The organism is Actinosynnema sp. NPDC037264 (assembly GCF_055603705.1).
Map to the genome: position 1 here is coordinate 77,185 of NZ_JBVJVK010000015.1, position 14,067 is coordinate 91,251.

At 73.0% G+C, this 14,067-nt stretch carries 11 protein-coding genes; 8 read left to right on the top strand and 3 right to left on the bottom strand.

Going from position 1 to position 14,067, the window contains the following annotated elements:
• Positions 1-8 precede the first annotated feature (8 nt).
• Positions 9-824: a ferredoxin gene (locus ACZ7GX_RS18880; protein WP_498778327.1), complete on the bottom strand. Its 816-nt coding sequence runs from the start codon at positions 822-824 to the stop codon at positions 9-11.
• Positions 825-1,056: 232 nt separating this feature from the next.
• Here ACZ7GX_RS18880 and ACZ7GX_RS18885 point away from each other — a divergent pair, with 232 nt between their 5' ends.
• Both ACZ7GX_RS18885 and ACZ7GX_RS18890 read left to right on the top strand, forming a co-directional pair.
• Positions 1,057-1,566 carry a sigma-70 family RNA polymerase sigma factor gene (locus ACZ7GX_RS18885; protein WP_498778328.1) on the top strand — a complete coding sequence of 170 codons (510 nt, stop codon included), beginning with the start codon at positions 1,057-1,059 and terminating at the stop codon, positions 1,564-1,566.
• A 259-nt stretch (positions 1,567-1,825) separates the two neighbouring features.
• The gene (locus ACZ7GX_RS18890; RefSeq protein ID WP_498778329.1) at positions 1,826-4,522 is read left to right on the top strand and encodes a LuxR C-terminal-related transcriptional regulator; all 2,697 of its coding nucleotides are present in this window, start codon (positions 1,826-1,828) and stop codon (positions 4,520-4,522) included.
• 1 nt (position 4,523) lies between these two features.
• Here the strand turns inward: ACZ7GX_RS18890 and ACZ7GX_RS18895 are convergent, their stop codons facing one another.
• Complete coding sequence (locus ACZ7GX_RS18895) at positions 4,524-6,005, bottom strand: S8 family peptidase (RefSeq protein ID WP_498778330.1); 1,482 nt, start codon at positions 6,003-6,005, stop codon at positions 4,524-4,526.
• 259 nt (positions 6,006-6,264) lie between these two features.
• Between ACZ7GX_RS18895 and ACZ7GX_RS18900 the strand changes: the two genes are divergently transcribed.
• The 6 genes from ACZ7GX_RS18900 (at position 6,265) to proB (ending at position 13,666) form a co-directional block, all read left to right on the top strand.
• Positions 6,265-6,996, top strand: a complete 732-nt coding sequence (locus ACZ7GX_RS18900) for a TIGR03936 family radical SAM-associated protein (RefSeq protein ID WP_498778331.1) — start codon at positions 6,265-6,267, stop codon at positions 6,994-6,996.
• A gap of 190 nt (positions 6,997-7,186) precedes the next feature.
• A complete protein-coding gene (locus ACZ7GX_RS18905; RefSeq protein WP_498778332.1) occupies positions 7,187-10,165 on the top strand; it encodes a translation initiation factor IF-2 N-terminal domain-containing protein in 2,979 nt (992 codons plus the stop codon).
• Between the two features lie 226 nt (positions 10,166-10,391).
• The gene (gene rplU, locus ACZ7GX_RS18910) at positions 10,392-10,706 is read left to right on the top strand and encodes a 50S ribosomal protein L21 (RefSeq protein WP_053722830.1); all 315 of its coding nucleotides are present in this window, start codon (positions 10,392-10,394) and stop codon (positions 10,704-10,706) included.
• 14 nt (positions 10,707-10,720) lie between these two features.
• Positions 10,721-10,984, top strand: a complete 264-nt coding sequence (rpmA, locus tag ACZ7GX_RS18915) for a 50S ribosomal protein L27 (protein WP_498778333.1) — start codon at positions 10,721-10,723, stop codon at positions 10,982-10,984.
• A 97-nt stretch (positions 10,985-11,081) separates the two neighbouring features.
• Positions 11,082-12,539 (top strand): GTPase ObgE, encoded by a 1,458-nt coding sequence (obgE, locus tag ACZ7GX_RS18920; RefSeq protein WP_498778334.1) that lies wholly within the window; start codon positions 11,082-11,084, stop codon positions 12,537-12,539.
• Positions 12,536-13,666 (top strand): glutamate 5-kinase, encoded by a 1,131-nt coding sequence (gene proB / locus ACZ7GX_RS18925; RefSeq protein WP_498778335.1) that lies wholly within the window; start codon positions 12,536-12,538, stop codon positions 13,664-13,666. Before obgE ends, proB begins: the two co-directional genes overlap by 4 nt.
• Here proB and ACZ7GX_RS18930 read toward each other — a convergent pair.
• The gene (locus ACZ7GX_RS18930) at positions 13,663-14,049 is read right to left on the bottom strand and encodes a hypothetical protein (protein WP_498778336.1); all 387 of its coding nucleotides are present in this window, start codon (positions 14,047-14,049) and stop codon (positions 13,663-13,665) included. The two genes, proB and ACZ7GX_RS18930, sit on opposite strands and share 4 nt — an antisense overlap.
• Positions 14,050-14,067: the final 18 nt, after the last annotated feature.

Sequence of the window (14,067 nt, forward strand, 5' to 3'; positions counted from 1 at the left end):
CTGGCAGTTCACGGGCGGGCTTCGGCTGCGTCGACCCGGATCGCGCGCATCGGGCACACGCGCGCCGCCGCACGCACCTGCGGCGCCTGGTCGGCGTCGGGGTTGCGCGCGTAGCGCAGCCGCCCGTCGTCCAGCACCCGGAACACGCCCGGCGCCTGCGCCTGGCACAACGCGTAGTGCCGGCACCGCCCGTGGTCGACCGCGACCCGGACACCGGCGGGCTCGTCCCGGACCGGTGGCGGTGGCGGCGGATCGGCCTCGACCACACCGATCCGCACCAGCACCCGCGGCGGCAGGAACCGCAGCACGGTCAGCGTGACCGCGGGCATCAGCACGGTTATGCCACCCAGCCACACCACGGCGACGTGCCCGCTCGCCGAAGCTCCCAGCCACGCGTGCATCGCGCCGAGCCACACGCCCACGTACGCGAGCCGGTGCACGCGCAGCCAGTCGCGGTAGAACACCGTGCGCTGCAACGCGGCCGTCACCGACGCGGCCAGCATGAGCTCCAGCCCGACCACGCCGAGCGCGTGCCGCACCTCGCCGCCGCCGACGAGCGGCACCAGCAGCTGGTAGGCCGCCAGGGAGCCGTTGTCCAGCAACAGGAACGACACCGCGTGCGACACGGCCAGGACCACCGCGAACGTCGCCAGCACCTGGTGCGTGGCGCGCAACGCGGCCCGGCCGGTGATCCGGCGGACCCAGCCGGTGGCGGTGAGCACGCCCCAGCACGCGGCCAGGCACATCGCCACGTACGCCAGCCGACCGGACAGCGCGGCGACCTCCCACACCCCGACGTCGTGTCCCGAGACCGCGAGCACCACGTGCACACCCCCTGTTAATGGCGTGGTACACCCTCTGAAGAGGAACTACGAACGTCGGGTGCGACGGTTCACGTAAGGTTCAATCAAGACATGTGATCTACATCACATGATCGATCTCCGGTAGCTCCGGCGGTGATCCCGAGTTGTAGTACCTTCGCGGAAGTCTCATTCGCCCCGCCGCGCGTGAACTCCGGGAGGTCGATTGCCCATGAATTCAGCGGGCAGTGTCGGAATGGGTGGCGAGCGGTCCGGTGAAGAACTCGTCACCACGCTGTACGAGCAGTTCAAAGGTGGGTTGTACGCCCACGTGCTCGGCCTGACCAACCGTGATCGGCAGTGGGCCGAGGACGTGGTCCAGGAGACGTTGATCCGTGCGTGGCAGAACGCCGAGACGCTGGTCCGCGACCCGCGGATGCTGCGCGGCTGGCTGCTCACCGTGGCCGGGAGGATCGTCATCGACGGGTGGCGCACGAGGCGGGCCAGACCCCGCGAAGTGGAGCTGACCAGCCCGGACACCGTCGAGGTGCCCGACCAGACCGAGCAGCGGCTGTCCGTCATGGTGCTCAACGACGTGATCGGCAGGCTGGGCGAGGAGCACCGCGCCGCGATCTACGAGACCTACGTGCGCGGTCGCACGGTGCGTGAGGCGGCGGTGGTGCTCGGCATACCGGAGGGCACCGTGAAGTCGCGGGTCTACACCGCGATGAAGATCCTCCGCCGGGCGTTGCGGGAGTGGCACTGAGAAAGGCCGTCACCGGTCGACCGGAAGAAATTCGACGAGCACGGCGCGCGCATTCTTCGCGAGGCCGGCGAATCGGCTCGCGGGAAGTCGGGACTCGATTCTTCTCGACGTCCGGCGTCGCGTCTCTACGGAGGGCACCGAAGGAAATTCCGCGACCGCCATCGCGATCCTTCGGTACCGAAGGGACTGGACAGGCGTCCTACCGTGGTGGTCGGCGATCCACCGCCCCGGCTGCGCCGCAGCAGATCGGAGTTCTCCGGTGACGGCATCGAACCCGACCGTGCCCGGCCGGGACCGCGAACTGCGCGCCGCCCGCTCGGCGCTGCGGGACGTGCTCGCCGGCCGGACCACGAGCCTGCTGGTCACCGGTGAGATCGGCATCGGCAAGTCGGCCCTGCTGCGCGCCATCGCCGACGACGCGCGCGACCTCGGCTTCACGGTGGCGACCGCGACCGGGGCACGGCTGGAGAGCGACCTGCGCGGCGGCGTGATCACCAGGCTGGCGCAGGGCCTGCACGACGGCCCGGCCGAGCCTCTGGACTGGTTCCACCGCGTGGTCCTTTCCGCGCTCGGCCGCGGGCCGCTGCTGCTGGCCGTGGACGACGTCGACCTGTCCGACAGCTGGTCCCTGCGCTGCCTGGCGTTCGTGCTGCGCCGGGTCGCCGACCGGCCGTTGGCGGTCCTGCTGGCCGCCACCACGGGCCAGTCGCCGGTCGGCGAGGTGACGCTGCCCGAACTGGTGGCCGCGCACCACGAGCACGTCGAGCTGACCGGCCTGGACGTGCCGGCGGTCGCCGCGCTGGTCGGTGACGCGCCCGCGGCGGCCTGCCGCGAGGTGACCAGGGGCAACCCCAAGCTGCTGCGGGCGTTGGCCGGGCAGTTGCGGCCCGGCGCCACGGCGGCCGACGTGCACGCGCTCGGCTCGGCGAAGATCGGCGCGGCGCTGCGGGTGCGGCTGGGTCGTTACGAGGGCGCGTCGGAGGTGGTGCGCGCGGCGGCCGTGCTGGGGGAGGACGCGACCGTGGGCCGGCTGGCCGCGATGGCGGACGTCGAACCCCGGCGCGCGCTGCGGCTCATCGACGGCCTGGTGCGGCTGTGCGTGTTCCGCGACGACCACGTCCTCGGCTTCGCCCACGCGTACCTGCGCAACGCCGTGCTGGCCGATCTGCCGGTCGCCACCAGGGCCGCCGACCACGCGCGCGCCGCCGTGCTGCTGAGGGACGAGGGCGCTCCCGATCGGCGGATCGCCGAACACCTGCGCGGAGCGCGCGCTGTGCCGCTCCCGTGGGGTGTGGAGATCCTGCGCCGCGCGGCACGGGAGGCGACCTACGACGACCGCTTGGACGCCGCGCAGGACTACCTGGAGCGAGCGCTGGAGGAACGCCTGTCCTCCGACGAACGGCTCGCCGTGCAGCTCGAACTCGTGCACATCACGTTCCTGGTCGACCCGGCCGCGGGCATGGACCGGCTCCGGGACGCGCTGGCGCACGCCGACGACGCCCGCTCCGCCGCCGGGCAGGCCGTCACCATGCTGCTGCGGCTGTGCAGCGGACCGGAAGCCCGGCTGGCGGTGTCCATCGGCCTGCAACTGGTGTCCCGCCTCACGTCGCAGGAGCACGACGAGTCGTGGGAGCTGCGGGTCCTCGCCTACCTGGCCAGCGCGGGCAACAACGTCGGCCTCGCGTTGCGCGCCAGCACGTTCACCGACGAGCTGGAATCGGAGGTGCCGCGCTCGCCGAGGCTGCGGCAGGTCCACTCCGCGTTGCTGTCGCTCGGGCACGCGTTGCGCGGCGAGTCGGCCGAGGACGCCGTCCGGCACGCGGCCGAGGCGTTGGCAGGCGACCGGGTCGACGTGTTCGTCCAGCCGTTCGTGTTCACCGTCAGCACGTGCTTCATGGCCGACGCGCCCGACCTGTCCGAGCGGTTCCGCCGCATGATCGGCAGCGAGGCCGAGCCGCACGACTACCACCTGCGCAAGGGCACCGTCGTGTCGATGGCGCACGGCATGGACTTCCTCGCCCGCGGCGACCTGGTGCGCGCCAAGACGTTCCTCAAGTGGCAGCTGCGGCTGTTCGACGAGCTGGGCGCGGTCGCGGTGTGCCCCATGGCGATCCTGTGCGCGGCCAGGCTGGCGGAGGTGCTGGTCGACCTCGGCCGGTTCGACGAGGCCCGGGACCTGCTGGCGCGCCACGGTTTCGCCGACGAGCTGCCCGAGCTGTTCCAGCACAACGTGACGCTGTTCGCGCGGGGCAGGCTCAAGCTCGCCACCGACGACCCGGCCGGGGCGCTCGCGGACCTGCTCGAGTGCGGCCGGAGGCTCACCGCGTCCAAAGTAGACAGTCCGGCGGTCCTGCCCTGGCGGTCCTCGGCCGTGCGGGCGCACCTGGCGCTGGGACGACGTGAGGCCGCCGCCCGGCTGGCCGCCGAGGACCTCGCCCGCGCCAAGCGCTGGGGCACGCCCCGGGCCATGGGCGCCGCGCTGGTCTCGGTCGGGCTCACCACCGACGACGAAGCCGCCACCCGGGCGTTGCTCAAGGCGGTGGACTACCTGACCGGATCGGTCGCCCGGCTGCTGCACGCCGAGGCGTTGCTCGAACTGGGCGCCCGACTGCGCCGCCGCGGCCAGGCCGAACGCGCCATCCCGCACCTGCGGCTGGCCGTCGAGCTCAGCGCCCGGTGCGAGTCCAAGCCGCTGATCCGCCGTGCCGCGGCGGAGCTGCGCGCGTGCGAGCCGGCCACCGCGCACGGCACCGCGCACGGGCTGACGAAGCAGGAGACCCGCGTCGCCGGCATGGCCGCGCAGGGCCTGACCAACCGGCAGATCGCCGAAGCCCTGTTCCTCACCCGCCGGACGGTCGAGCTGCACCTGTCCGGCGCCTACCGCAAGCTCGGCATCGCCGGTCGCGCGGACCTGGCCGGCGCGTTGCGCCGCCACCAGGACCAGTACTCCGCCTGACCTACTCCCGCACGGCGGCGAGCGCGTCGACCATGCCGTGGCCGTAGAAGCCGTTGTACTCCGAGTGGCCCGTGCAGAACGCGTCCTGCACGCCCGTGCCGTTGAGGTCGTAGTCCGGCGGGCACGGCACCGTCTCCGCCTGCGCGTTGAGCATCTTCGACAGGTCCAGCGGGGTGGCGCCGGGGTGCGAGGAGGCGAGCAGCGCCGCCACCCCGGACACGTGCGGCGCGGCCATCGACGTGCCGCACGAGTAGTCGTACCCGGCGGCCGGCACGGTCGACAGCACGCACCCGCCCTGCCCGTCGTCCGGCGCCTGCCTGCGGTCGCCGCCGGGCGCGGTCACGTCCACCGCGCCGAGCCCGTAGGAGCTGTACCCGGCCTTCACCTTGTCCGCGCCCACCGACGACACCGCCACCACGTTGCGCAGCTGCGCCGGCAGCACCAGGCACGTGTTGTCCACCGGCCGCGGCTTGACGTCCTCCGGCGCGGCGTTGGTCGGGCTCAGGACGTCCCGGCCCGGCTTGGTCAGGTCGGCCGCCGCGTTGCCCGCCGCCGCCACCGTCAGCACGCCGCGGCCGGACGCGTGGTCCACCGCCCGCCGCACCGCCTCGTAGACCACGGACTGGCCCTGCTCGTCCTGGCAGGTGAACACCCACGGGTCGATGAAGTAGCTGTTGTTGGTGATGGTCATGCCCCGTTCGGCGGCCCACATGAACCCGCACACCGCGTACTCGGGGTAGATGAACCCGGCGTCGTCCACGACCTTCACCGAGGCGATCCGCACGCCCGGCGCCACCCCCGTCGTGCCGAGGCCGTCGTCGGCCGCCGCGACCGTGCCCGCGACGTGCGTGCCGTGCCCGGACGTCGTCGGCGCCCAGGCGGCGGGTGACGGGTCCGCCACGCCGGTCGTGCAGCCGGCGGACAGCGCCGGGTCCAGCGCGCCGACCAGGTCGGGGTGCGTCGGGTCGATGCCCGAGTCGAGCACGCCCACCACCACGTCCCGGCTGCCCGTGCTCACCGCGTGCGCCTCGGCCGCCCGGATCAGGTCCATGTCCCACTGCTCGGCCGTGCGGTCCGCCGTGCCGCCCGCGGCGCGCGCTCCGGCCGTCTCGTCGTCCTTCTTCTTCTGCCTGGCGGGTGCGCCGTTGCGCTTCGACAGGCCGTCGGCCTGCGCGCTGTACGCCCGGTCGGGGCCGATGTGCCGCCCGAACCGGGGGTCCGGCGAGACGGCCACGGCCACCGCGATCTGCGGGTAGTAGTGGGCGGTCGTGCCGCACGCGGCGGTGATCTGGGCGTCGGCCAGCGGCGCGCTGGTGCCGGGGGCGAACACGACCAGGTAGCGCAGCGTCGGACCGGGCTGGACGCAGTCGACCGCGGCGGCCCGCGTCTCGGGCTCGGCCGCGGCCGCAGTCACCGAGAAGCAGCCGGACGCGAGCAGCGCCGCGCTGACCGCGACCGCTTGGGCGCGGCGGTGCAGAGGCACGGGGGACCTCCAGGCTGGACCGGTGACGGGGGAGCCGTCGAGCCGACGTCAGGGCGAACCGTCGATCGGAGTGCTGGTGCCGGACCGTAGCCAGACCGGGCGGAGCAGACAAGCGCAACGGTGCCGAACAGGTCCAAGGTACCGTCCTCGTGGAGTAGGAGCGTGGACCGTCGGGGTGCTCACCCCGTCGCGGGCCACCCGGCACCCAAGGGGAGTAGCACTGAGCCGCCAGCAGCAGCCCAACCCGTCGGCCGCACCTGTGCAGAAGCTCCGACTGCGCTACGCCAAACGCGGTCGGCTGCGGTTCACGTCACACCGTGACATCGCGCGCACGTTCGAGCGCGCGCTGCGTCGGGCAGGCGTCCCCATGGCCTATTCCCAGGGCTTCAGCCCTCACCCGAAGGTGTCATGGGTCGGCGCGGCGCCCACGGGCGTGGCGAGCGAGGCCGAGTACGTCGAGGTGTCCGTCGTCGACCAGGTCGACCCGGAGGCGCTGCGGACCGCCTTGGACGCCGTGCTGCCGCCCGGGTTGGACGTGCTGGAGGTCGTCCAGTCCGCCGGCGGCACGCTGCCCGAGCGGATCGAGGCCAGCGCGTGGCGGGTCGAGCTGCCCGGCGTGTCGCCCGAAGAGCTGACCGAAGCCGTGACCGCGCTGATGGGCTCGGCATCCGTCGAGGTCGAGCGGCTGACCAAGGACGGGAAGAAGATCGTGGACGTGCGGCCGGCGATCGTGTCGGCCGAGGTCGAGGCGCATTCGAGCGACGCCGGACACGATGCACGAGATTTGTCACAGCCGTGTGGGATACTCATGACGGTCGTACGGCAGACAACCCCTACCGTGAGGCCCGACGACGTGCTGAGTGCGCTCCGAGTCGTCGCCGACCTGGTTCCGCCGGTCCCCGCGAAGGCGACCCGGATGGCGCAGGGGCGGCTGGACGATGAAGGCGGCCTGGTCGACCCGCTTGCCCTGGACAGGGCGGCGGAGGTCTGACCGGGCGGTGTCGGAGCGGCGCTGACGGCGTCGTCGAAAGTGTTATAGGACCTGCTGTGCCGCGTGCCCCACGGGTGCGCGCCACAGCGCGAGGCAAGGATTCCCGCCGCCAGCCGCGGCGGTGAGTGGACAAGAGAGGCCCCTGCGCGGCCGCGTCGGTTGGGACGCGCCCGGGGGCGGAGGAGCTGCATTGTCGAACACGGAAAAGCCTGCCGGCGCCGCCGGCGGGGGTAACGCCACACCCGGACACCCGGATCTGGCGGACCTGCCCGCCAAGCTGCGGGTGCACGCGCTGGCCAAGCTGCTCGGCGCGAGCAGCAAGGACGTGGTGGCCGCCCTCGCCGACCTCGGTGAGACGGTGAAGGGCGCGCAGTCCAGCGTGAGCCGCGATCTCGCGCTCAAGGTCGCCGAGAGCCTCCTGAACTGGGACGACATCGTCACCGGGGAGGTGGACGAGCAGACCGAGGAACCGGTGCGGGTGGCCCGCGAGGTCGCGCCGCTGGTGCCGCTGTTCGCGCCGCCGTCCGCGGTGTTCCTGCCGCCGACCCCGGTGGTCAAGGAAGCCCCGGTCAGTCGGGACGAGGACCTCGACGAGACCGAGGAAGACACCGACGAGCACGCAGCCGCCGACGACGCCGGCGACGAGGGCGAAGGCCGCCGCCGCCGCCGTCGTGGCCGCCGTGGCCGCGGTCGCGGCAAGGGCGTCGGCGACGAGAACGGCGACGACGAGAACGGCGAGGAGCAGGCCGAGGCGGTCGAAGCCGAGGCCGAGACCGCCGACGAGGCGTCGGCCGAGGACGAGGGCCCCGGCAGCCGCCGCCGTCGGCGTCGCCGTCGCCGCAAGACCGGCGCCGACGAAGAGGCCGCGCCGAGCGAGGACGACCCGCCGAACACGGTCGTCCACGTCCGCGAGCCCAGCCGCGACGCCCGTGACGACAAGGCCGACTCCGAGGCCGCGCAGAACGAGGTGCGCAGCGTCCGCGGGTCGACCCGGCTCGAGGCCAAGCGCCAGCGCCGCCGTGACGGCCGCGAGGCCGGTCGCCGCCGTGCCCCCGTGCTGTCCGAGGCCGAGTTCCTGGCCCGCCGCGAGGCCGTGGAGCGCACGATGGTGGTGCGCGAGCGCGGCGACCGCACGCAGATCGGGGTGCTGGAGGACGGCGTCCTGGTCGAGCACTTCGTGACCTCGTCGGGCACCGGCTCGCTGGTCGGCAACGTCTACCTCGGCCGGGTGCAGAACGTGCTGCCCTCGATGGAGGCGGCGTTCATCGACATCGGCCGCGGCCGCAACGCGGTGCTGTACGCGGGCGAGGTCGACTGGGACGCGGCCGGCCTCGAGGGCAAGGCCCGCAAGATCGAGCAGGCCCTCTCGACCGGCGACAGCGTGCTGGTGCAGGTCACCAAGGACCCGGTCGGCCACAAGGGCGCCCGGCTGACCACCCAGATCAGCCTGCCCGGCCGCTTCCTGGTGTACGTGCCCGGCGGTGGCGCGACCGGCATCAGCCGCAAGCTGCCCGACAACGAGCGCAAGCGCCTCAAGGACATCCTCAAGCGCGTCGTCCCCGAGGACGCGGGCGTCATCATCCGCACCGCCTCGGAGGGCATCGCCGAGGAGGAGCTGGCCCGCGACGTCACCCGCCTGCAGGCGCAGTGGCAGGTCATCAAGGACAAGGCCGACACGCCCAAGGCCCAGGCCCCGCAGCTGCTGTACGAAGAGCCGGACCTGCTGGTGAAGGTCGTGCGCGACCTGTTCACCGAGGACTTCGCCGCGCTCGTCGTCCAGGGCTCGGACGCGTGGGAGACCATCGACGGCTACGTGCGGCACGTCGCGCCCGACCTCCAGGAACGGCTGCGCAAGCACGTGGGCACCAGCGACGCGTTCACCGAGTACCGCATCGACGAGCAGCTGCTCAAGGCGCTGGACCGCAAGGTCTGGCTGCCCTCGGGCGGCTACCTGGTCATCGACCGCACCGAGGCGATGACGGTCATCGACGTCAACACCGGCAAGTTCACCGGATCGGGTGGAAACCTCGAGGAGACGGTGACCCGGAACAACCTGGAGGCGGCCGAGGAGATCGTCCGCCAGCTCAGGTTGCGCGACATCGGCGGCATCATCGTGATCGACTTCATCGACATGGTGCTGGAGTCGAACCGCGACCTGGTGCTGCGCCGGCTGACCGAGTGCCTCGGCCGTGACCGCACCCGCCACCAGGTGGCGGAGGTGACGTCGCTGGGCCTGGTGCAGATGACGCGCAAGCGGGTCGGCACCGGCCTGCTGGAGGCGTTCTCGACGACCTGCGAGCACTGCCGCGGGCGCGGCCTGGTCGTGACGACCGAGTCGATGCACGCGCACGGCAACGGCGGCGGTGGCCAGCAGCAACAGCAGCAGCCGTCGCAGCAGCAGGGCGGTGGCCGCAAGTCGCGCCGCGCCAAGCACGCGGAGACCCCGGAGCCCGTGGCCGAGCAGACCGTGGAGCCGACCGAGGAGCCCGAGGCGATCGCGGAGCAGCCGGCGTCGGTCGAGCCCGTGTCCGCCGTGGTGGAGGAGGAGGCCGCGCCGGAAACCCCGAAGCGCGACCGCCGCCAACGCCGCCGGGCCCGCCGCGAGGCCGGTGCGGTCGTCAAGCACGGCGACGAGTTCGCCGCCACGCCGACGAGCCCTGCCGCGGGCGCGGACACGGCGGTCGCGGAGCCGGTCTCCGAGCCCGCCCAGGCGGCCCCGCCCGCCGAGCCCGCCCCGGTGGAGCCCCCGGTCGAGGCGGTGGCCGAGGTGCCCGTCGAGGAGCCGGTCGCCGAGCCCGCCGCGGCGGTCGCCGAGGCCGCTGCCGAGCCCGAGCCGGAGCTGGACGTCGAGACGCCGTCGGCGCCGGTCGCCGCGGTCGAGACCCCGTCGGCGCCGGTCGAGGCGTCCGTCAAGACGGGGCGGACCCGCCGGCGGGTGACCAAGCCCGCCATGGTGCCCGAGCCCGTCACCCCGCCCGTCGCGGTGGCGCCGGTGGAGGTCCCGCCGGTCACCCGGCCGAGCGACTCGACTCCGGCCCCGGTCGCCGAGCAGGCGGTCAACGGCCACGTCGAGCCGAACGCGCCCGCGGTGACCACGCGTCGCCGCACGGCCCGCCGTGCCGCCTCCCGGCCCGCCGGGCCGCCGCTGGACGGGGTCAAGGAGAGCTGACCCGACGCCTCGCCGGAACCGCTGCGCAGCCCGTCTGAGCAGCGGTTCCGGCGTTTCCAGGTCGGTACGCCCACCCCGGTTTGACCACGCCGTCCACCGCCACGTAACCTGATACGCGGCCCGCCGTCCGGTGGGCCCTGTCGCGTGAAGCCCAGCTCGCTCGTTATCAGTGCAGCCGAGGCGCGCGCGATCCCGTCCCGTCGAGTAGCAGGAGACTTCCGTCCCGATGTACGCGATCGTCAAGACCGGCGGCAAGCAGTACAAGGTGGCTGTCGGCGACGTCATCGAGGTCGAGAAGCTCGAAGGCGAGCCGGACACCGAGATCACCTTCGCGGCGCCGCTCCTCGTTGTGGACGGCGATGACGTCACCTCCGCGGCGGACGCCCTGGCGAAGTTCTCGGTGACCGGCAAGGTCGTCGAGCAGACCAAGGGCCCCAAGATCCGCATCCACAAGTTCAAGAACAAGACCGGCTACCACAAGCGCCAGGGTCACCGCCAGAAGCTGACCCGCGTCGAGGTCACCGGCATCACCGGTAAGTGAGGATCTGACTAGCCATGGCACACAAGAAGGGCGCCTCCAGCTCCCGCAACGGCCGTGACTCCAACGCCCAGTACCTCGGCGTCAAGCGGTTCGGTGGTCAGGTCGTCAAGGCCGGTGAGATCCTGATCCGCCAGCGCGGCACCAAGTTCCACCCCGGCGTCAACGTCGGCCGCGGCAAGGACGACACGCTGTTCGCGCTGTCGGCCGGTGCGGTCGAGTTCGGCACCAAGCGCGGTCGCAAGACCGTGAACATCGTCCCGGTCGAGGCTGCTGCTTAAGCGCCTCGGGCGACGACGGAACGACCTCCGACGAGGGGCGGGACCGGTGCATTCCGGCTCCCGCCCCTCGTTGCTTCTTTAGGAAAGGAAGTCCCCCGTGTCCCGCTTCGTCGACCGGGTCGTCATCCACGTCGCCGCAGGTGACGGGGGCAACGGGGTCGCGTCCGTGCACCGCGAGAAGTTCAAGCCGCTCGGTGGCCCCGACGGCGGCAACGGCGGCAAGGGCGGCGACGTCGTGCTGGTCGTGGACTCGCAGGTCCACACGCTCCTCGACTTCCACTTCCGCCCCAACGCCGCCGCCGGCAGCGGCAAGGGCGGCCAGGGCGGCAACCGCGACGGCGCGCACGGCGCGGACCTCGAACTGCGCGTGCCCGATGGCACGGTCGTCATGACACCCGACGGCGAGGTGGTCGCGGACCTCGTCGGCGAAGGCACCCGGCTGATCGCGGCCCAGGGCGGCCGCGGCGGCCTCGGCAACGCCTCGCTGGCGTCCAAGGCCCGCAAGGCGCCCGGGTTCGCCCTGCTGGGCGAGCCGGGGGAGCAGCACGACCTCGTGCTCGAGCTGAAGTCCGTCGCGGACGTCGGCCTGCTCGGCTTCCCGTCGGCGGGCAAGTCCTCGCTGATCTCGGTGCTGTCCGCGGCCAAGCCGAAGATCGCCGACTACCCGTTCACCACGCTGGTGCCGAACCTGGGCGTGATCACCGGCGGCGAGACCATCTTCACCATGGCGGACGTGCCCGGCCTGATCCCCGGCGCGTCCGAGGGCAAGGGCCTCGGCCTGGACTTCCTGCGGCACATCGAGCGCTGCGCGGTGCTGGTGCACGTCGTGGACTGCGCGACCTACGAGGCGGACCGCGACCCGCTGTCGGACATCGACGCGCTGGAGGAGGAGCTGGCGAAGTACACCCCCTCCCTGGCCGACGACCTGGCCGAACGGCCGCGCGTCGTGGTGCTGAACAAGATCGACGTCCCCGAGGCCCGCGAGCTGGCCGAGCTGGTGCGCCCGGACATCGAGGCACGCGGCCTGCCCGTGTTCGAGGTGTCCACGGCGAGCCGCGAGGGCCTGCGCGAGCTGACGTTCGCGTTGGCGCGCGTGGTCGAGGAGTACCGGTCGGCGAAGCCGAAGCAGGAGTCGACGCGGATCGTGCTGCGGCCCAAGGCCGTGGACGACCAGGGCTTCACCGTGGTGGAGGACCCGCTGACCGAGGGCGGCTTCATCGTGCGCGGCGAGCGGCCCGAGCGGTGGATCCGGCAGACCGACTTCAACAACGACGAGGCCGTCGGCTACCTCGCCGACCGGCTCGCGCGCCTCGGCGTCGAGGACGCGCTGGTCAAGAAGGGCGCCGAGCCGGGCTGCCAGGTCACCATCGGCGACCTGGTGTTCGACTGGGAGCCGACGACGCCGTCGGGCATCGCCATGACCATGAGCGGCCGCGGCACGGACGCGCGGCTGGAGGCCAGCAACCGCGTCGGCGCGTCCGAGCGGTTGGCGGCGAAGAAGGCCCGTCGCATCCCCGGCGAGTACGACGAGTTCGACGAGGACGACGACGAGTGATCGGATCGGTGGCGGCGTCGCAGGCCCGGCAGGCGGTGTCCGCGGCGTCCCGGGTCGTGGTGAAGGTCGGGTCGTCGTCGTTGACCACCGCCGCGGGCGGGCTCGACCGGGCGCGGTTGGACGCTGTGGTGGACGCGGTCGCGGCGCGGTGCGCGGCGGGCAGCCAGGTGGTGCTGGTGTCGTCGGGCGCGATCGCGGCCGGCCTCGCGCCGTTGGGCGTGACGCGGCGGCCCCGTGACCTGGCGACGCAGCAGGCGGCGGCGAGCGTCGGCCAGTTGGCGTTGGCGCACGCGTACGCGAACTCGTTCGGGCGGTTCTCGTTGACCGTCGGGCAGGTGCTGCTCACCGCGGACGACGTCGTGCGGCGGTCGCACTACCGCAACGCGCAGCGCACGTTCTCCCGGCTGCTGGCCTTGGGCGCGGTGCCGGTCGTGAACGAGAACGACACGGTGGCCACCGAGGAGATCCGGTTCGGCGACAACGACCGGTTGGCCGCCCTGGTGGCGCACCTGGTCGGCGCGGACGCGTTGTTCCTGCTCTCCGACGTCGACGCGCTCTACGACGGCGATCCCCGGCAGCCGGGCGCGCGACGCGTCACCGAGGTGGCCGGCGCGTCCGACGTGGACGGTGTGCGGGCGGGTTCGGTCGGCGCGTCGGGGCTGGGCACCGGCGGCATGGCGTCGAAGCTGGCGGCGGCCAGGCTGGCGGCGTCGGCGGGCATCCCCGTGCTGCTGGCGGGTGCGGCGGACGCGTACCGGGCGTTGAGCACGGCGGACGTCGGCACGGCGTTCGCGGTGACCGGCCCGAGGCTGTCCGCCCGCCGCTTCTGGCTCGGGCACGCGGCCGACGCGACCGGCAGGCTGGTGCTGGACGACGGCGCGGTGGCCGCGGTCGTCGGCCGCCGGCGTTCGCTGCTGGCGGCGGGCATCACCGGCGTGGAAGGTGCGTTCGAGGCCGGTGACGTGGTCGAGCTGGTCGACCTGTCCGGGCACGTGGTGGCACGCGGGGTGGTCGGGTTCGACGCCACCGAGCTGCCCTCGTTGATCGGCCGCAAGACCAGCGACCTCCCGGCCGAGCAGCGCCGCGAGGTCGTGCACGCCGACGACCTGGTGCCGTTGCGGGCCTAGCCGCCGTCACCCAGCCACCGGCCGGCCGCCCGCCAGATCACGTGCGGGTCGACGTCGTCGGTGTGCCAGGTGGTGGCGCGGGTGACGCCGAGATCCCGGTACCTCCGAATGATCGCGACGTGGGCGGGCAGGCCGACGAAGCCGCGCATGCCCGCGCGATCGCGCCACACCGACACCGAGCCGAGGCGCTTGCGCAGCGGTTCGGCCCACAGCCACAGGCCGACCGCGCCCTTCAAACGAGGCCACTCGCGGCTGAGCGTGAAGCCCGCCCGGTAGGCGCCCGGCGTGCGGCGGAGATCGGCCAGCGTGAACTCGGTGACGCTGACGAGCAGCGGTCCCGCGAAGGCCGCCTCCGGGCCGGTGATCCACTTGCTCCTGAGCACGTCGACTCCACGGTGTTC